14 protein-coding genes are annotated in these 18,542 nt (G+C 56.3%); 8 read left to right on the forward strand and 6 right to left on the reverse strand.

From position 1 onward, the window contains the following. Positions 1-11 precede the first annotated feature (11 nt). The gene (locus tag BLV48_RS14935; protein ID WP_091827596.1) at positions 12-968 is read right to left on the reverse strand and encodes a ketopantoate reductase family protein; all 957 of its coding nucleotides are present in this window, start codon (positions 966-968) and stop codon (positions 12-14) included. A gap of 106 nt (positions 969-1,074) precedes the next feature. Here BLV48_RS14935 and BLV48_RS14940 point away from each other — a divergent pair, with 106 nt between their 5' ends. After that, a complete protein-coding gene (locus tag BLV48_RS14940; RefSeq protein WP_091827597.1) occupies positions 1,075-1,392 on the forward strand; it encodes a DUF6482 family protein in 318 nt (105 codons plus the stop codon). Between the two features lie 188 nt (positions 1,393-1,580). Here BLV48_RS14940 and metG read toward each other — a convergent pair whose 3' ends face one another. Continuing rightward, entirely contained in the window at positions 1,581-3,623 is a 2,043-nt protein-coding gene (gene metG / locus BLV48_RS14945; RefSeq protein WP_091827598.1) for a methionine--tRNA ligase, read from the reverse strand. A 132-nt stretch (positions 3,624-3,755) separates the two neighbouring features. Between metG and trmA the strand changes: the two genes are divergently transcribed. From trmA to BLV48_RS14960, 3 genes are all read left to right on the forward strand, one after another. Continuing rightward, the gene (trmA, locus tag BLV48_RS14950; protein ID WP_091827599.1) at positions 3,756-4,841 is read left to right on the forward strand and encodes a tRNA (uridine(54)-C5)-methyltransferase TrmA; all 1,086 of its coding nucleotides are present in this window, start codon (positions 3,756-3,758) and stop codon (positions 4,839-4,841) included. Between the two features lie 25 nt (positions 4,842-4,866). Further along, complete coding sequence (locus tag BLV48_RS14955; protein ID WP_091827600.1) at positions 4,867-5,310, forward strand: DMT family transporter; 444 nt, start codon at positions 4,867-4,869, stop codon at positions 5,308-5,310. Positions 5,311-5,432: 122 nt separating this feature from the next. Continuing rightward, positions 5,433-6,674, forward strand: a complete 1,242-nt coding sequence (locus BLV48_RS14960; RefSeq protein WP_091827601.1) for an OmpP1/FadL family transporter — start codon at positions 5,433-5,435, stop codon at positions 6,672-6,674. Here BLV48_RS14960 and BLV48_RS14965 read toward each other — a convergent pair. The 3 genes from BLV48_RS14965 to rlmE form a co-directional block, all read right to left on the reverse strand. After that, entirely contained in the window at positions 6,662-8,176 is a 1,515-nt protein-coding gene (locus BLV48_RS14965) for an ABC transporter substrate-binding protein (protein WP_091827602.1), read from the reverse strand. The two genes, BLV48_RS14960 and BLV48_RS14965, sit on opposite strands and share 13 nt — an antisense overlap. Then, complete coding sequence (locus BLV48_RS14970) at positions 8,160-9,581, reverse strand: sensor domain-containing diguanylate cyclase (RefSeq protein ID WP_091827603.1); 1,422 nt, start codon at positions 9,579-9,581, stop codon at positions 8,160-8,162. The genes BLV48_RS14965 and BLV48_RS14970 overlap by 17 nt, the downstream gene beginning before the upstream one ends. Positions 9,582-9,676: 95 nt before the next feature. Next, entirely contained in the window at positions 9,677-10,297 is a 621-nt protein-coding gene (gene rlmE, locus BLV48_RS14975) for a 23S rRNA (uridine(2552)-2'-O)-methyltransferase RlmE (protein ID WP_091827604.1), read from the reverse strand. Between the two features lie 158 nt (positions 10,298-10,455). Here rlmE and BLV48_RS14980 point away from each other — a divergent pair, with 158 nt between their 5' ends. Then, positions 10,456-12,084 (forward strand): NAD(P)/FAD-dependent oxidoreductase, encoded by a 1,629-nt coding sequence (locus BLV48_RS14980; protein ID WP_091827605.1) that lies wholly within the window; start codon positions 10,456-10,458, stop codon positions 12,082-12,084. Then, positions 12,081-12,803, forward strand: a complete 723-nt coding sequence (locus tag BLV48_RS14985; RefSeq protein WP_091827606.1) for a TrmH family RNA methyltransferase — start codon at positions 12,081-12,083, stop codon at positions 12,801-12,803. Before BLV48_RS14980 ends, BLV48_RS14985 begins: the two co-directional genes overlap by 4 nt. A gap of 31 nt (positions 12,804-12,834) precedes the next feature. On the opposite strand, the gene msrB is transcribed toward BLV48_RS14985, so the two are convergent. Next, positions 12,835-13,980, reverse strand: coding sequence for a peptide-methionine (R)-S-oxide reductase MsrB (msrB, locus tag BLV48_RS14990; protein WP_254775059.1), 1,146 nt, complete (start codon positions 13,978-13,980; stop codon positions 12,835-12,837). Positions 13,981-14,209: 229 nt separating this feature from the next. Between msrB and BLV48_RS14995 the strand changes: the two genes are divergently transcribed. Further along, positions 14,210-15,382, forward strand: a complete 1,173-nt coding sequence (locus BLV48_RS14995) for an efflux RND transporter periplasmic adaptor subunit (RefSeq protein WP_091827608.1) — start codon at positions 14,210-14,212, stop codon at positions 15,380-15,382. Next, the gene (locus BLV48_RS15000) at positions 15,379-18,540 is read left to right on the forward strand and encodes an efflux RND transporter permease subunit (RefSeq protein WP_091827609.1); all 3,162 of its coding nucleotides are present in this window, start codon (positions 15,379-15,381) and stop codon (positions 18,538-18,540) included. The genes BLV48_RS14995 and BLV48_RS15000 overlap by 4 nt, the downstream gene beginning before the upstream one ends. Positions 18,541-18,542: the final 2 nt, after the last annotated feature.

Raw genomic sequence — 18,542 nt, forward strand, 5'->3', positions numbered from 1 at the left:
AAAAGGCGGCATTATGCGGGCTGCGGTCGCCATTGCAAGGGGCGGATTTCAAGGCGCAGCAGGCGCTCGGTCATTTCTGTCCAGGGGGCGTCTTCGCCCAGCGTCTTGCAGCGGCGGATCACGGCGCCGCTGATCTCGTCCAGCTCCAGCGGGCGTCCCTTTTCGCGGTCAACCAGCATTGATGTCTTAATAGCGTCAAAGTTGCTGATCAGCTCGAACATCTCGTCTACATCGACAGCGGTCAGTTCAACCTCATCGGCCCGCGCCGCAATGGCGACTTCCTGCATCATGCGGTAGACCGTTTTGCCCAATACAGGGTCGGCGGTCAGGCTACGTGTATCCAACCCGGTCAGGGCGCTGAGCGGATTGACACCGTTGTTGATCAGCAGCTTCTTCCACAACTCGTAACGGATATTGGCCGTGACGCGGGTGGGGATGCCGGCGGCGTTCAGGGTTTCGGCTAGAATATTCAGTCGCGTGTCATCGTCGGTGGTGGCAGGCCAGCAGCCCATTACCACCTGAGCCGGTCCCCTTGCCTCAATATGCCCTGGCGCGATGATATGCCCGCCGATCCGTACCGCCAGCCCGCCAAGGGTGCGTTCAGCACCGATCCGGTCTGCGATCAAAGGCTCATTGTCGACGCCGTTCTGCAGTGACAGTACCGGCGTGTCGGCAGTGCTCAGCCAGTCACCACTTTGCTCAAGCCAGTCGGCGGTTGCACCGGCCTTCAGTGCCAGCATGATCAGGTCATAGTCGGCGCAGTCACGTTCGGCCAGCAGCTGCTCCATTGAAACAGCATCAACGGGTGCGTGAAATTTCAAGGCTTCATGCTCAACCGTTAGTCCTTGTTGCTGCATCGCCTCAAGGTGCGTACCACGGGCAACAAAGGTCATCTCATGTTTAGCCTCAAGCAGCCTGGCGCCGTAATAACAGCCGATCCCGCCGGCCCCGATAATCAGACACTTCATCCTGTACCTCCATCAAGCAGGAGGGATGTTTTACCTTAAATACGAACACAGTTAAACCGTCTGTAACGGGCCTGCGTAAATGCAGTAATGCAACAGGAGGGTATCAATGAAGATTTCGCTCGAAGAAGTTAAAAAGCAGATCGGCCAGATCGAACAACTGGTCGTGCGCGCATTTGAAAGCAGCATGTACCTGGTTCAGGTCAAACTGAAGAAGGGTGAAGAGCTGCTAAACGTGTGCGATGACAAGGGCACGATAATGCGCTTCAACAGCCAGCTCGATGCCAAGTTTCAGTTCAAGGGGCTGGGGATTACCGACACCGTGCTGGTGCATGAAAGCCCGTACAACGAAATGATCGGTATGCCGGGCGGGAAGATGGAGCCGCTGCAGGTGAAGCTGGCGAATCCGGATGACGACTACTCCTAAAAGCCCCCTTGTGAGCAGTCGAGCATCGCAGCGGCAACAGGGAAAAATGTTTGGATTGTCTGAGCCACGCAGTGGCGAGTTTTCCAAACATCCCTGTTGACGCGAGACGCGCAGAGAAGCCGAAGGCCTGCTCTTAGGGGTGTGCTTTCTTTGTTACTTTCTTTACACAAGTAAAGAAAGTAAAGACATCACTTGATTCTCATCCCCGGCTGAGCCCCTTCGTGCGGCTCCAGAATCCACAGATCCTCACCACCTGGTCCAGCCGCGAGCACCATGCCTTCCGACATGCCGAACTTCATCTTGCGAGGGGCCAGGTTGGCGACCATGACGGTCAGCTTGCCTTCCAGGTCTTCCGGCCTGTAGGCGGACTTGATGCCGGCGAAGACGTTGCGGGTTTCGCCGCCCAGGTCCAGCGTCAGACGCAGCAGCTTGTCGGCGCCTTCAACGTGTTCCGCCTTGGCGATTTTGGCCACCCGCAGGTCGATCTTGGCGAAGTCGGGGAACTCGATGGTGTCGGCGATCGGTTCCATGTTCTGCGTCACTTCAGCCTTTGGTTGTGCCGCCTGAACCTGTGGTTGGGCTTCCAGGCTCTGGCGAGAATCTTCAATCAGCTTCTCGATGGTAGCTTCATCCACGCGCTGCATCAGCGGCTTGAACTTGTTGATTTTGTGGCTCAGCAGCGGTTTCTCGATCGCATCCCAGGCCAGAGTGTCGATGTTGAGGAACGCACAGGCCTCTTTGGCCACCTCCGGCAGTACCGGGGCCAGGTAGCTGATGATCACGCGGAACAGGTTGATGCCCAGCGTGCAGCTGGCCTGTACCTCGGCTTCCTTGCCTTCCTGTTTGGCGAGTACCCAGGGCTCTGCATTATCAATGTACTGGTTGGCCTTGTCGGCGATGTGCATGATTTCACGCATGGCGCGGGCGTATTCACGCTTTTCGTACGCCTCGGCAATGCCGTGACCGGCGGCAACTGCTTCATGGTACAGCGACGCGTAGGTCAGCTCGGAGTCAAGCATGCCGTCGAACTTCTTCTGAATGAAGCCGGCGCAACGGCTGGCGATGTTGACCACCTTGTTGACCAGGTCGGCATTGACGCGGTAACGGAAGTCTTCAAGGCTCAGGTCGATATCATCAATGCCGGAGCCCAGCTTGGCGGCGAAGTAGTAGCGCAGGTATTCCGGGCGCAGGTGTTTCAAATAGGTCTCGGCCATGATGAAGGTGCCGCGGGACTTGGACATCTTCTGACCATTGACGGTCAAGAAACCGTGGCAGAACACGCCCGTTGGGGTGCGGAAGCCCGCACCTTTCAGCTCGGCCGGCCAGAACAAGGTGTGGAAGTAGGCGATATCCTTGCCGATGAAATGGTACAGCTCGGCATCGGAATCCTGCTTCCAGTACTCGTCGAAGTCGACGCCGTTCTTATCGCACCAGTTCTTGAAGCTGGCCATATAGCCGATCGGTGCATCCATCCAGACGTAGAAGTACTTGCCCGGCGCGTCGGGGATTTCGAAGCCCCAGTAGGGCGCATCGCGGGAGATGTCCCACTCCTGCAGACCAGACTCGAACCACTCGTTGAGCTTGTGGATCATCTGGCTCTGAACGTGCTCATTAACCCAGGTGCGCAGGAAGTCTTCAAAGTCACCCAGCTTGAAGAAGAAGTGCTCGGACTCCTTCTCGATCGGGGTAGCACCGGAAACGGCCGAGTAGGCGTTCTTCAGCTCGGTCGGCTGATAAGTGGCGCCACAGGCTTCGCAGGAGTCGCCGTACTGGTCTTTGGCACCGCATTTCGGGCAGTCGCCCTTGATAAAGCGGTCCGGCAGGAACATGTTCTTCACCGGGTCGTAGGCCTGGGTGATGGTGCGGCGGGTGATATGACCGGCATCGCGCAGGCGCTCGTAGATCAGCGCGGAGAAGTGGCGGTTCTCTTCCGAGTGGGTAGAGTAGTAGTTGTCGAAGTTGACCATGAAGCCGGCGAAGTCGCGCTGGTGCTCGGCGCTGACCTGGTCGATCAGTTCCTGCGGGCTCTTGCCCAGCTGGTCGGCCTTGAGCATGATCGGCGTACCGTGGGCGTCATCGGCACAGACGTAGGTACACTGATGGCCACGCTGCTTCTGGAAACGAACCCAGATATCAGTCTGGATATACTCCACCAGATGGCCCAGATGGATGGGACCGTTGGCGTAGGGCAGGGCACTGGTGACGAGAATCTTGCGCTTGCTGTCGGACATCGTTGGCTCTGAGTCGGTTGAAGACAAATGAAGCCCTGCATTCTACGCTGGATTGATCTCTGAATGAAGGCTGGGGGTGGCTGTGCTAAAATCCGCCGCCCGTCCCGAGCAACAGAACACAGAGGTTAGCCGATGGCCCTTCCCCGCGTGGAGCCTGATCAGTACGACGCCTTGCTGGCGACCAAGAAAGCCCGTATCGAAGCACAATTTGCCGAATTCGATCTGCCCGCGATCGAGGTGTTTACCTCTGAACCCGAGCATTACCGCCTGCGCGCCGAGTTCCGCACCTGGCATGAGGGCGATGACCTCTATTACGTCATGTTCGACGGTGACAAGCGCACGCCGGTACGGTTGGACAGCTGTCCGATGGTAGCCGAACGCATCCATGACGTGATGTTCGAGCTGATCGAGGTAATTCGCCTCGACCCGGTACTGCGCTTCAAAATGTTTCAGGTCGACTTTCTCAGCACCCTGTCCGGTGAGTTGCTGGTCAGCCTGATCTACCATCGCAAACTGGATGACGAGTGGGTCGAGCGGGTCAAGCCGCTGCGTGAACAGTTCAACATCGGCATTATCGGACGTTCACGCAAGCAGAAGATCGTGCTGGATAACGACTTCGTGGTCGAAACCCTGAACATCAACGGCCGCGCCTACCGTTATCAGCAGACCGAAAACGGCTTTACCCAGCCCAACGGCCATGTCTGCGAAAAGATGATCGAGTGGGCGATTGATGCCAGTGCCCACGCTGGCGGTGATCTGGTGGAATTCTATTGCGGTAACGGAAACTTTACCCTGCCACTGGCGCAGAACTTCCGCCGCGTGGTGGCCACCGAGATCTCCAAGGTATCGGTGCGTTCCGCCGAGTGGAACATTCAGGAAAACGGTATCGATAATATTGACGTACTGCGCATGCCCTCGGAAGATCTGTCACTGATCCTCAAGGGCGAGAAAACCAGTCGTAAGGTGCAGGGGCTGGCGCTGGACGAGTGTGACTTTACCACCGTCCTGGTGGACCCGCCGCGTGCCGGTCTGGATGAGCATACGGTGGAGCAGATCTGCGAATATCCGCATATCCTGTATATCTCCTGCAACCCCGAGACGCTGCACGAAAATCTGCAACAGATCAGCAAAACCCACAAACTGGAGCGGTTTGCGATCTTCGACCAGTTTCCCTACACCGACCATCTGGAGTGCGGTGTCTATCTGACCCGCCGTTGAGTGAATGATGAAGAAAGGAGGCTCCATGCTGTTTTTCTGGCTTTCGCTGGCGTTTGTGGCCGGCATGATGATGCCCCTGCAGGCCGGTGTGAACAGCACGTTGGCGCTGCACAGCCAAGGAGCGATATGGGCGTCCTTTATCTCGTTTCTGATTGGTACACTGGCGCTGTTTGTGATCGTCGTAGGGATGCGGTTTGAATGGCCGTTGCTGAGTGATCTCAGGCAGGCGCCCTGGTGGGCCTGGACAGGCGGTTTCATGGGGGCGCTGTTTGTCTCTACCGGTGTCTTTCTGGCGCCGCGTATCGGTGCTGCCACCATGATCGCCCTGTTTGTAGCCGGTCAGCTGATTACCTCGGTGATTCTCGATCATCTCGGCTGGGCGACCTTTCCCCAGTTCGATATCACGTTGGGGCGGGTGCTGGGCGTGGCGTGTCTGCTGGTGGGCGTGGTGCTGATTCGGTTCTATTGAACGGGCAGGCGTTCGCTTATAACCACCTTGCATATATCTTAAGCATCAAAGTTATTTTTCTTATATAACTTTTAATAATATGGTGACGTTCTTAATTAGACACTGTTTTAACGGAGAGCGTCGTGAACAAACTGCATCCCCTTGCCGCGGCCATTGCGCTGGCAACCCTGCCGCTGACTGCTGAAGCGACCAACGGTTACTTCACCCACGGTAACAGCATCAAGGCCCAGGGGATGGCCGGTGTCAGCTATGCAATGGCACACGACAGCATCTCGGTCGCCAGCAACCCGGCAGCATTGACGGCACTGGGGGATCAGTTGGATCTGGGGGTGACCTGGTTCAAGCCGGAACGCGATGCGCGTATCAGCGGCAACCCGGCATTCAATGGTCAGTATGACGGCAACGGTGACAAAAGCTTCTGGATACCTGAGCTGGGCTTCAGTCGCCAGCATTCGGAGCGCCTGGCCTACGGTGTGGCCATGTATGCCAATGGTGGCATGAATACTTCCTATGCCAACAACCCCTATGCAGGCGCTGGCGCAACTGGCGATGCAGGGGTGGATCTTTCCCAGCTGTTTGTCACCTCATCCGTGGGCTATCGACTGACCGAGCGCCACAGTGTGGGTGTCGGCCTGACCTATGTGTATCAGATGTTTGAAGCCCGAGGCGTCAATGGTCCAGCCTTCGAAAGCATGTCTTCAAATCCTGCCGCCTTGAGTGACAATGGCCACGACAGCTCAGACGGTTTCGGTCTTAAGCTCGGCTGGCAGGGGCAGGTGACCGATACTCTGACACTGGCTGCCAGCTGGTCATCCAAAATCAAGACCGACAGCTTCAGCGATTACCGTGGTCTGTTTGCTGAACAGGGTGGCTTTGATGTACCGGAAACCTATGGTCTCGGCTTTGCCTGGCAGATGAATCCGCAGTGGACCCTGGCGGGTGATTGGCAGCGCATCAACTACAGTGACGTGGCCTCAGTGGGCAACCCGCTGATTCCGATTACACAGTTGGGGCAGGATAACGGCTCGGGTTTTGGCTGGCAGGATATCAATGTCTACAAGCTGGGTGTCAGCTATGACTGGTCAAGCCGCCTGACGTTTAGGGCCGGTTACAGCTACGCGGACCAGCCGGTGCCGAGCAGTGAGACCTTTTTCAATATTCTGGCACCAGGTGTGGTACAGGAACATGTCAGTCTGGGTGCCAGCTGGCGGCCGTCTCCAGCGCAGGAACTGACATTCGCCTATACACGAGCACTTGAAGAGTCTGTCGAAGGTAACGGTTCTCTTGCCGCATTTGGTGGCGGTGAGGCGGACCTGAGCATGAGTCAGGATATTCTGGGGTTGGCCTGGTCCTACCGCTTCTGATCTTTCCAGCGGATATCTTCCAGCACGAAGGAGGGGATGGGGCTCTTTTCCCACATCCCTTCCAGGTCCCGGTGCATCAGGTTCTGTTCCGGGCGCATGAACAGATACACATTCACTGCATCTTCAGTGATGCGGCGCTGGGCCTCACCAAGCAGTCGGTGTAGTTCATCTTCAGTACGTGCATTCAGTACCCGCTCCCAAATCGCTTTGAACGCGGCGTTGTCATAATTGAAGTAGTAGTCGTCACGAGCATAGATGTTCAGATCCATGGGCTCGACATGCATGATAAGCGTCAGTTCGTAATCCTTCTGCCGGAATACCCGCTCCATCCATGTGCTCCAGTCCACCTGCTCCAGCTTGACTCTGAACCCGACCGCTTCCAGATCATCCGCAATCATCAAGCCACCGTAACGGCCATAATCGGTCGGGGGAATTGTCAGTGTGAGTGTCTGGCCTTCAGGTACTTCGGCCGCACTCAGTAGCTGACGGGCCAGTAACCGGTCGAAGGGGTAGCGGTCTACCAGATCCACATAGGCAGGGTGTGAAGGCGGAAAATGCGTACCAATAAGTTCCGGCTCGAATTGAGCACCGTACAGTTTGCTGACGCGGTTGCGGTCAATGGCGTGTGACAGAGCACGGCGCACGCGCAAATCGTTGAATGGTGGGCGCGCATTGTTGATCGCCAGAATCATCTTGCTCTGCAGTTTGCGTGCGCTCATGCGGTAATCGGGTCGAATCATGAAACGGTTGCCAACTCGGGTAACGCTCAGCAGTCCATCGACCAGCCCTTCGGCCAGAATGTTCTCGGTGCCTACTGTGGTCTGCATGAACAGAAACTGTGCCTGGTGCAGGTAAGGTGGCTTGCCCCAGTAATCAATGTTGCGTTTCAGGGTGACGGAGTGCCCTTTCTCCCAGCGGTCGAAGCGGAAGGGACCGGTGCCGACTGGGTGTTCGCTGTTGTTTGCAACGGTGTTCGGGTGAACCATGACGGCTGCAGGCAGTGACAGGGCGAAGGGCAGCATGGCGTCGGGCCGTTTGAGCGTGATGATGAGGTGCTCGTCACTTTGAACGGTGACACTATCGACTTGCTCAAACCATTGTTGCTGGGGGTTGCCGCTGTTTTTATCCAGCAGTCGATTGAGGGAAAAGGCGGCCACATGGGCATCGAAGCGGCTGCCGTCGTGAAAAGTCACGCCCTTGTGCAGCTCGAAGGTATAGGTCAGTCCATCTTCGGACAGGTGCCATTTGCGTGCCAGTCGCGGCCTCAAAAGACCTTCACCATCGACCAGCGTGAGGCCCTCGAACAGATTGCACCAGGTGATCTCGCCAGCCGAGGCGGCGGCAGTAACGGTAGGGTCGAGAGTGGGCGGTTCCAGCTGAATACCAAGCCGAATATGCTCACTGGCCTGCAGAGGCAGGCTGCACAGCAGCAGAAATGGCGGCATCAACCTGCCAATGACGCTGAAACAGGCGAAATGAAACAGATCAGAGAGCCTGCGCATAAACGGTCTTTGGAGCTAAGGCGACCTTATTCCGGCCCTGTCGCTTGGCATCATAGAGAGCCTTGTCAGCCTCGTGCAACGCTGCATCCAGCAGGCGTTCGGTCCGTTGATCATCTGTCTCGCTCTGAAGAACTGTTGCATCAACCAGGGCAACTCCAAAACTCATGCTCAGGTGAATTTTGTGCTTCTGACTGGATAAAAACGGCTTCTCAGCAATCAGGCTTCGCAACTTGTCGAGTACCTGATAGCCAGCTTCCAGAGAGCCTGTCGTCAGAATAATGGCAAACTCCTCACCACCGAATCGAGCCAGAATATCGCTTTCCCTCAGTCCTTCGGATAATTGCCGGGATACTTCAATCAAGACCTGATCTCCGGTGGCATGACCGAATCGGTCATTGACCTTCTTGAAGTGATCAATATCACCAATAGCCACACATAATGGCTGGTAGCTCTGACGCAGCAGACGTCGGGCGGCCGCCTGAAAATGACGACGGTTAGCAAGCCCGGTCAAGACATCGTGCTCAGCCAGAAAGGTCAGCTCCTGATGTGCTTCGCGCATGCGAGCTTCCTGATGCTGTATGCGCTGGACGTAACTGCGCACGGTTTTGGCCAGACTGGAAATTTCATCGCCACCATGAGTATCAAAGGCATCAACATCAACAATCGGGGCGCTCACATTGCGCTGCATCTGCAGGATGCGCCTCACCACCACGACCTCGAAATAAACCCCGGCCAACAAGGCAAAGACCAGCAGCAACAGGGCAAGTGCGATCAGGTTGCGTTGCTGGACATTGATCTCGGCGGCAAGCTGCTCGCTTTGCATCACCATCTGTTGGCGCATGGTGGCGGAAAAGTAGCCCATCAGTATAGCCAGTTGCCCGGCCAGTTCACGGTTGTTGTGTGACAGGGCTCTGATTTGGCGCTCAAGCCCCGCTTGGCGCCCGGTATCGATGCGCTGGCTGACCAGATCATTCAGTTCGTCAATGTTGCTCTGCAGCTGTGCTTGTGTCTCGCGGACCTGATTGATCAGATCAGGGTTGCCACCCTGCTGGGCAAGGCGGTCGGTCAGCTGGTTTACCCAGAGGGTTCGATCGGTCAGATTTATCAGTGCCTGACGTCGCTCGGTGTGGTTGTTGGCAACAGACAGGCCAAAGCCAAGGCTATTCAGCGACTCGGCCTGTTGCACCAGTCGCACTGAGGTCATCAGGTTTTCCATTTCGGTACTGGTGAGCGTGTCGACCTGATCGTGGAGGCGCTCGAAGGCACGGCTCATGATGGCCGTAACACCGATAATCAGGGCGAGGATCATCATGGTCATGCCCAGCGTCTTGGTGGTAAGACCAAGACCGACCCGCCGGTGGATCATTTTGCTGCCGGCAGCTGGCCGGAGAGCTTTGGCAGACAACCGCTATCTTGTGTATTCATTTAGATACGTTTTTTGTTGTTTGGATACAGGTGTAGCTGATAACGACGGTTACTTCAATTTATTGGTGAAAACTTTCAACCACGGAAGCCCTTGCCTACCACGTAGACTTCCCTTGAGCGTGAACGTGATGCTTCCGGTTTTCGAATAACCACTGTGTCAAAGTGGTTGCGAACTTCCTTCACGAAGGCTTCATAGCCCTCACCTTGAAACGCCTTGGCAATAAAGCTGCCTTTGGGCTTCAGGACCTGTTGTGCCATGTCCAGCGCCAGTTCGATCAGGTAGATGGAGGCTGCCTGATCTGCCGTGGCGATACCGCTCAGGTTGGGTGCCATGTCCGAGATCACGACATCAACCGGATTGTCATTGATCGCATGCAGGATCTGCTCGAATACGCTGTCTTCAGTGAAATCTCCCTGAATAAACTCCACATCGGGCAGACTGTCCATTGGCAAAATGTCGGATGCAATCACTTTGCCACCTGTGCCGACCAGCTTGGAGGCGACCTGTGACCAGCCACCGGGCGCCGAGCCCAGGTCGATCACCAGCATGCCGGGACGAATCAGCTTGTCCTTTTCATTGATCGCCAATAACTTGTAGCTGGCACGGGAACGGTAACCGTCTTTCTGTGCCTGTTTGACGAAGGGGTCGTTGACGTGCTCATCGAGCCAGCGTGCACTGCTTTTGGAACGGGCCATACGGGTTGCAAACCATCTGAAAATTAAAACCTGATTGTACGTCTCGCAGCCTGTTGGTGCCATGTTCTCGGGTGTATCAGACTGACTTTACCCTTGTTGGTCGCTATAATTCGCGGTTTATTGTCCCTTTGCCGGATAAACCGGCCGGAACCCTTGCCATGATCCGTCTCAGCGAACTGTCACTTCCTCTTGATCATCCTGAAATCGCCCTGCGTCAGGCCATTCTGAAACGGCTTGAGCTGGCGGATGATGCGCTACTCGGTTTCAGTGTTTTCAAGCGCAGCTATGATGCGCGCAAGAAGAACACCGAGATTACCTTCGTCTACATTATCCACCTGGATGTGAAAGATGAGGCTGCCGTGCTGGCGCGCTTTGTCGATGATCCGCATGTGACCATGGCGCCGGATACGGAGTATCACCCAGTTGCCGTGGCACCCGCCGATCTGGCTGAACGACCGCTGGTGATCGGTTTTGGTCCTTGTGGTCTGTTTGCCGCCACGATTCTGGCGCAGATGGGGTTCAAGCCGATCGTGCTTGAACGCGGCCGTGATGTTCGAAAACGTACCCAGGATACCTGGGCGCTCTGGCGTCAGCACAATCTGAGTACCGAATCCAACGTCCAGTTTGGCGAAGGTGGAGCAGGGCTGTTTTCGGATGGCAAGCTCTACTCACAGGTCAAGGACCCCAAATTCTATGGCCGCAAAGTGATGCAGGAGTTTGTTGATCACGGTGCGCCGGACAATATCCTGTATGTCAACAAGCCGCATATCGGCACCTTCCGCTTGACCACGGTAGTATCAAGGATGCGTCAGAGCATCATTGAGATGGGGGGCGAAATTCGGTTTGAATCCAAAGTCACTGACTTGCTGCTGGAGAATGGCGAAGTCAAGGGCGTGACCCTGGCTGATGGCAGTCAGTTGCTGAGCCGTCATGTAGTTTTGGCGCTGGGGCACAGTGCGCGTGATACCTTCCGTATGCTGCACCAGCGCGAAGTACATATCGAACCCAAGCCCTTCGCCATCGGTTTTCGTATTGAGCACCCGCAGTCGATGATCGACCGGGCGCGTTTAGGCAAATATGCAGGTCATGAAGAGCTGGGAGCGGCGGATTACAAGCTGATCCACCATGCCAAAAACGGCCGGGCTGTTTACAGCTTCTGCATGTGCCCGGGTGGTCAGGTGGTTGCGGCGACCTCGGAAGAGGGACGCGTGGTCACCAATGGCATGAGCCAGTATTCGCGCAAGGAGCGTAATGCCAATGCGGGCATTGTTGTTGGCATCAACCCGGAACAGGATTTTCCCGGTGGGCCGCTGGCCGGGATCGAACTGCAGGAAAAGCTGGAGTCGATCGCCTATCAGTTGGGTGGATGTGACTACCGTGCCCCGGCTCAGCTGGTAGGGGACTTTTTACGCGGTCGTCCTTCCGAAAAACTGGGCGAAGTCGAGCCTTCCTATCAGCCCGGGGTCAAACTCTGTGACTTGGCCGAAGCGTTGCCGGATTACGTGATCGAGGCCATGCGTGAGGCGCTGCCGGCCTTTGGGCGCAAGATCCGTGGCTTTGACCGCGAAGATGCGGTGCTGACCGGGATTGAATCGCGTACCTCATCGCCGATTCGCATCACCCGCGACCCACACACCCTGCAGAGTCTCAATGTGCGCGGCCTTTACCCTGCCGGTGAGGGGGCAGGGTATGCCGGTGGTATTCTGTCGGCCGGTATTGATGGCATCAAGGTGGCGGAAGCGGTGGCACTGGATATTCTGCAGCAGCGGGAAACCGAATCGGCATGAAACTGGACGACATCAAGAAGCTGCAGCAGAAAAAGTACCGCAGCGAGCTGGGCGCCTGTCTGGTTGAGGGCGAACATCTGGTACTGGAGCTGCAGCAGGTGTTGCAGCTCCGTCCCGAGCTGCAGGCCGCCGAACTGTATCTGACCGAAGAATACCGGGACTGGCCAACGCCGCTGGTCAAGCATGAAATCGGCAGTAAACAGATGCGTGCCCTCAGCGCCACCAAGTCGCCACAGGGAATTCTGGCGGTGCTGCCCATCGATGCGATAAGGCCGGCATCTGCCGATGGCGATATCGCCATCTATCTGCACGAAGTGCAGGACCCGGGCAATCTGGGCACAATTCTGCGCACCTTGGCCTGGTTTGGCGGCTTTCGCTGCCTGCTCAGTCCCAACAGCGTCGATCCGTTCAACCCCAAGGTGATTCGTGCCAGTATGGGGGCGATTTTCCACGTACCACTGGAACTGGATGTACCGCTGGAGAGCCTTGCTGAGCGTTATAAACGGATCGGTTGTCTCGACATGCAGGGGGAGCCGCTCAGCGCGCCCACTTTCAGCGAGTGTGACTGCTATCTGTTTGGCAACGAGGCACGCGGTGTGCCGCGTGAACAGCTCGATAGCCTGTCGGCATGCCCGTTCACCATTACGGGTTCAGGCCAGATCGAATCGCTCAATCTGGCAACGGCTGTCAGCTTGAGCGTCTACGAACGCAGGCGCTGAGGCGGTATTGCCGCAGCGCCTGCCACGGGCCTCAGCGAACCGCGTCGATCCAGTCACCATAGCCCTGTGCTTCCATCTCCTCAAGCGGGATGAAACGCATGGCTGCCGAATTCATGCAGTAGCGCAGTCCGGTGGGTGCTGGACCATCATTGAATACATGGCCCAAGTGTGAATCGGCCAGTGCACTGCGAATTTCAGTTCGGGTCATAAACCATGAACGGTCCTCGTGCTCAGTGACCATGCCCTTGCTTATAGGCTGCGTAAAACTGGGCCAGCCAGTGCCGGATTTATACTTGTCGCGTGATGAGAACAGTGGCTCGCCTGAAATGACATCAACATAAATGCCGGGACGTTTTTCATCCCAATATTCATTTTCAAAGGCGCGTTCAGTACCATCCTCGCGTGCCACCTTGAACTGCTCCGGTGTCAGACGCTGACGCAGAACCTCATCCGAGGGGCGCTGATAGTCCTTCCCAGGTGGCCCCATCTCTGTACTGCCAGACTCGGCTTTAGTTGGGCGAAACTGGCTGAAGTCGAGTGTTTGATCATCCCCCCAGACTTGCTCGATAAACTGGTAACGCCCTGAGTTGTGGGTATAAAAGCGATACCGCACCGGGTTCTTTTTGTAGTAGTCCTGATGGTAGTCTTCTGCTTCGTAGAATGTGCTGAAGGGCGTGATCTCGATCACCACAGGTTTGTCATAGCGCCCCGATGCGGCCAAGATATCACGGGAGGATTCGGCAACCTGTCGCTGCTGATCATCATGATAGAAAATGGCCGGACGATACTGTTGCCCACGGTCGACAAACTGGCCCTTGGCGTCGGTGGGGTCCATGAAACGCCAGAAGCCTTCTACAAGCCCCTTGTAGGTGATCAGGGTCGGATCATAGTAGACCTGTACAGCTTCGGTATGACCTGTGCTGCCTGAGGACACCTGTTCATAGGTTGGGTTTGGCTCGGTGCCGCCGCTGTAGCCTGAGATGGTTTCAATAACACCGGGAATTTTTTCGAAGCCCTGCTCGACGCACCAGAAACAGCCTCCGGCAAAGGTTGCTACTTGATACTGCGACAGGTCAGGAGTAGCTGGGGTGTCAGCTGCGGTCAGCCGTGTTGATGCAAATACAGACAGTGCCAGCGCAAGTACGCCGCCAGCAAGGTATCCATTTCGGATCATCATGGGCATCTCCCGTTATGTTCTACTGCTTAGGACCTGCAACCGGCTAAAAGAGTTTCATGCTGCAGCGGACAACAGAGACCACTGATCGCCTAAAAGGCTTGATATCAACAAGCTTTTACGTGGCCTGTCGTGAAAGTGTTTAGTCAGCATAGTCTGATTTACATCCATACATGGATGAATGTAAAATACCCTATCTTTTCACTCTGCTTTTGGGAACGGGATTAACGTCATGAAAACAGCTTTTCATACCGGTCGGGCAGTTTTGCTGGCTCTGGCGGCATCGCTGCTGGTGGCCTGTGGCAGCGACGAAGCGCCTCAGAGTGCCGCCGCCCCCGGCGGGCAGGCACTTCCGCCGGTGACGACCGAAGTACTAACCGTCAAGCGACAGGATATTCCGCTACAAAAATCATATTCATCATTGCTGCGCAGCGATGACGAAGTCACGTTAGTGGCGCGTGTGACTGGGGTGCTGGAAACGCGTCAGTTCGAGCAGGGTGACTGGGTTGAGCAGGGGGATCTGCTCTATACCATCGAGCCAGAGTTGTATCAGGCTCGCGTCAACGAACGGGCTGCAGACCTGAAAAGTGCCCAGGCAGAGCTGGACCGCGCCCGCCGCGATGCGGAGCGTTATCAGCAGCTACTCAGCCGTAATTCAGTCAGTCGTCAGCAGGTCGATCAGGCAGAGGCTGAACAGAGTGTTGCTCAGGCCCGTGTTGCTCAGGCAGAGGCGGCACTGGCCAGTGCACGTATTGACTTGAATTACACCCAGGTGAAGGCACCGGTTGCCGGCATGGTTGGACTCAGCCAGATCAATCTGGGCAATCTGGTTAATGCCGGTTCAGAACTGGTGACCATCACCCCGCTGGACCCGCTTGAAGTACGCTTCCAGCTACCCCAACGGGATGCCTTTGAGCTGCGCAAGCAGCTGGCTGTCGGAGAGACTGATATTCGAGAAATTCGGGCCTCGCTCCAGCTGGCTGGCAACAACGGTACCCAGTCCCTGACTCTGCAAGGGCAGATGGACTTTCTGGGATCTCGAGTGGATGAGAGCACAAGTACTGTGCAGGCCTCTGCCCGCTTTGAAAACCCTGATGCACAGGTACTGCCGGGGCAGTTTGTGCGTGTCAGCATCGAAGGGCTGAAGCGTTTCAATGTGATTGCCGTGCCTGAAATTGCCGTTACTCAGGGGCTGATGGGGCCTCAGGTATTTGTAATTGATGAAGAAGGCAAGGCTCGTGCACAGGCGGTTCAGCTGGGTGAGATTGCCGGTGAATGGCAGATCATTCTCGAAGGGCTGGAAGAGGGTGTACAGGTTGTATCCGGTGATCCTTCCGATATCAAGCCGGGTACGCCGATCCAGGCAGCCGCCGATGAAGCGGCAGAGGAGGCGAACGCCGAATGAATTTCTCCAATTTCTTCATCGGTCGGCCGATCTTTGCCACGGTGCTGGCAATTATCCTGACCCTGGTCGGGGTTGTCAGCATGCGCGTGCTGCCAATCGAGCAGTATCCCAGTGTGGTTCCCCCCACAGTGTCGGTGGAAGCGCGCTTCCCCGGTGCCAATGCCGAGACCGTGGCCCAGACCGTGGCAGCCCCACTGGCCGAGGCAATCAACGGGGTCGAGAACATGTTGTACATGACCTCGACCAGTGCCGACAACGGTATCATGAGCCTGAGCGTGGCGTTTGATATCGGCACTGATGGTGATACCAACACCATCAACGTCAATAACCGTGTGCAGGGTGCGCTGTCGCAGCTGCCCGAACAGGTACAGGCGCAGGGGGTGACGGTCAAGTTGCGCTCCAGCTCCATCCTGATGGTAGTGGCGATGATTTCGCCCCAGGGTGACTACGACAACATCTACATGCAGAACTACGCCACCCTGAATGTACTGGACGAGTTGCGTCAGGTGCCGGGTGTGGGTGAAGCGGAGGTGCTCGGTGGTGGCAAGTTCGCCATGCGCATCTGGATGGACCCCGATAAGCTGGCGCAGTATGACCTGACACCAACTGAAGTGGCAGCCGCAATTCGGTCGCAGAATACCGAAGTGCCGGCAGGCAGTCTGGCGGCAACACCCAACGCGAATCCGCGTGCCTATACCTATACCGTGACGGCGGGTGGACGCCTGTCCAGTGCGGATGATTTCCGTAATATTTTCCTGCGCACCAATGCTGACGGTTCGGCGCTATTGTTGAAAGATGTGGCGCGTATCGAGCTGGGCGCCTCATTCTACGGTATCGATGCACGTCTTGATGGGGCCGGTATGACGCCCATTATCATCAACCAGCAGCCGGGCGCCAATGCGCTGGAAACATCACTGGCGGTCAAGGCCAAGATGGAAGAGCTGGCAGGACGCTTTCCGCCGGGTCTGGATTACGTAGTACCGTACGACACCACGCTGTTTATCAGTTCATCCGTTGAAACCGTGGTGACGACCTTCATCGAGGCGTTCCTGATCGTTGGCGTGATTCTGTTCGTGTTCCTGCAGAACTGGCGCTTTACCGTGATCGCCATGTCGGTGGTGCCGGTGTCGGTTATCGCAACCTTTGCCGGCTTCTATCTTTTCGGCTTCTCAATCAACCTGCTGACATTGTTTGCGCTGGTGCTGTCGATCGGGATCGTTGTGGACGATGCCATTCTGGTGGTGGAAAACGTTGAGCGTGTGTTGAGTGAAGATGATGACATCAGCGTGCGTAATGCCACCATCCGAGCAATGAAAGAGGTGGGCGGCCCGGTTATTGCGACTTCGCTTATCATGGCGGCCGTGTTTGTGCCGGTAGCGTTCCTGGGCGGTTTTACCGGCCAGATCTACCAACAGTTTGCCCTGACGGTGGCGATCTCGGTTGGTTTTTCGGCCCTGATGGCACTGACCTTTACACCGGCACTGTCGGCCATTTTCATCAAACACAAGCCGCGTTTCGAAGGTTCGGGTGTGTTGCACGTATTGCATGCGCCACTTCGCCTGTTTGATCGCGTGTTTGCGGCTGTTACAACTGCCTATGTCTGGATCGTTAAGCTGCTGGTACAGCGTTGGGTGCTTGCACTGGCGCTGACCGCTGCGTTCAGTGCCGGTTCCTGGTGGATGTTCAGCACGACGCCGACTTCTTTGGTACCGGAAACGGATCAGGGGATTGCGTTGGTCAGTGTTCAGCTGCCCGATGCCGCTTCACTGGATCGAACCAGTCAGTACATGGGTAAGCTGAGTGAGGAGATCGAGCAGATCCCCGGCGTTAATCATGTCGTGTCAATTGCAGGCTATGACATCCTTTCCAGTGCGGTTAACACCGCTCGGGGTATCATGTTCATTAGTCTGGTGCCCTGGGAAGAGCGTGAACTGACAGTTGACCGGCTGGTGGGCCAGGTAATGCAGTTGGGTGCACAGATTGACGGTGGTAGTGCCATCGCCTTCAACATGCCGCCGATTATGGGACTCTCAACAACAGGCGGTTTTACCGGCTATCTGCAGTCCTTTGGCGGTGCCAGCTCGGAAGAGCTGTACATGGCATCGGTGAAAGTGATGCAGGCCGCCGCCCAGAATCCTGCGCTGCAGCGGGTATTCACCACCTTCAATGTGAATGTACCTTCGTTCCGCGCCAACATCGACCAGCAGAAAGCCCTGAGCTACGGGGTGCCACTGACCGATCTGAACGCAACCCTGTCGAATACGCTGGGTAACGGTTTTGTGAACTATTTCAGCTATCAAAACCGCAACTTCCAGGTGTATCTGCAGAACGAGGACGAGTACCGTGATGAGCCCGAAGATATCAATAATATCTTTGTGCGCGCCGGAAATGGCGAACGGATTCCTCTGTCCGAGTTCGTGACGCTGGAACGTCAGGTTGGTCCGGCGGTGGTATCCCGTTTCGGCGTCTATCTGGGTGCCCAGTTCCAGGGCGGACCGGCACCGGGATACAGCTCGGCTCAGGCCATAGCTGCCATGAACGAGATTGTACAGCAGGAGCTGGGTGACAACTGGGGCATGGGCTGGACCGGTACGGCCTATCAGGAAACAACCCTGGGGAATACGGCTTCCATGGCGATCATCTTCGGTATTCTGATGATGTTCCTGATTCTGGCGGCACAGTACGAAAGCTGGTCCCTGCCATTGGCGGTTATGACCGCCACGCCGTTTGCCTTTTTTGGTGCCATCGGCGGGATTGTGCTGAGGGGACTGGAAGTGTCCGTCTATGTCGAGATCGGCCTGTTAGTGGTGGTGGGGCTTGCCGCGAAAAACGCCATTCTGATCGTGGAATTCGCCGAACTGCAGCGCAGGGAGTTGGGCAAATCAATTCATGAAGCGGCTGTTACCGCAGCTGAGTTGCGTTTCCGCCCAATCGTTATGACCTCTTTTGCCTTTATTCTCGGTACCCTGCCGTTGGCACTGGCCAGCGGTGCCAGCGATGTGAGCAGTCATCATATCGGTACGGCGGTGTCGGTCGGTATGGCGTCGGTGGCGATCATTTCCAGCTGCTTCGTGCCGAGTTTCTACGCCATGATTGCACATGTGTCTGACTGGCTCAGACGCAAGCGTGGTGTGGCTGAGTCAAATACGGCTCACTGACC

The organism is Marinobacterium iners DSM 11526 (genome assembly GCF_900107855.1).
GTDB classification, from domain to species: domain Bacteria; phylum Pseudomonadota; class Gammaproteobacteria; order Pseudomonadales; family Balneatricaceae; genus Marinobacterium; species Marinobacterium iners.

Bases quoted from the DNA above. Each gene is read 5' to 3' on its own strand.
- metG (WP_091827598.1), bottom strand. From the start codon at position 3,623: ATGTCCGACAGCAAGCGCAAGATTCTCGTCACCAGTGCCCTGCCCTAC.
- trmA (WP_091827599.1), top strand. From the start codon at position 3,756: ATGGCCCTTCCCCGCGTGGAGCCTGATCAGTACGACGCCTTGCTGGCG.
- BLV48_RS14965 (WP_091827602.1), bottom strand. From the start codon at position 8,176: ATGCGCAGGCTCTCTGATCTGTTTCATTTCGCCTGTTTCAGCGTCATT.
- BLV48_RS14955 (WP_091827600.1), top strand. From the start codon at position 4,867: ATGCTGTTTTTCTGGCTTTCGCTGGCGTTTGTGGCCGGCATGATGATG.
- rlmE (WP_091827604.1), bottom strand. From the start codon at position 10,297: ATGGCCCGTTCCAAAAGCAGTGCACGCTGGCTCGATGAGCACGTCAAC.
- BLV48_RS14935 (WP_091827596.1), bottom strand. From the start codon at position 968: ATGAAGTGTCTGATTATCGGGGCCGGCGGGATCGGCTGTTATTACGGC.
- BLV48_RS14980 (WP_091827605.1), top strand. From the start codon at position 10,456: ATGATCCGTCTCAGCGAACTGTCACTTCCTCTTGATCATCCTGAAATC.
- BLV48_RS14995 (WP_091827608.1), top strand. From the start codon at position 14,210: ATGAAAACAGCTTTTCATACCGGTCGGGCAGTTTTGCTGGCTCTGGCG.
- BLV48_RS15000 (WP_091827609.1), top strand. From the start codon at position 15,379: ATGAATTTCTCCAATTTCTTCATCGGTCGGCCGATCTTTGCCACGGTG.
- msrB (WP_254775059.1), bottom strand. From the start codon at position 13,980: ATGATGATCCGAAATGGATACCTTGCTGGCGGCGTACTTGCGCTGGCA.
- BLV48_RS14985 (WP_091827606.1), top strand. From the start codon at position 12,081: ATGAAACTGGACGACATCAAGAAGCTGCAGCAGAAAAAGTACCGCAGC.
- BLV48_RS14940 (WP_091827597.1), top strand. From the start codon at position 1,075: ATGAAGATTTCGCTCGAAGAAGTTAAAAAGCAGATCGGCCAGATCGAA.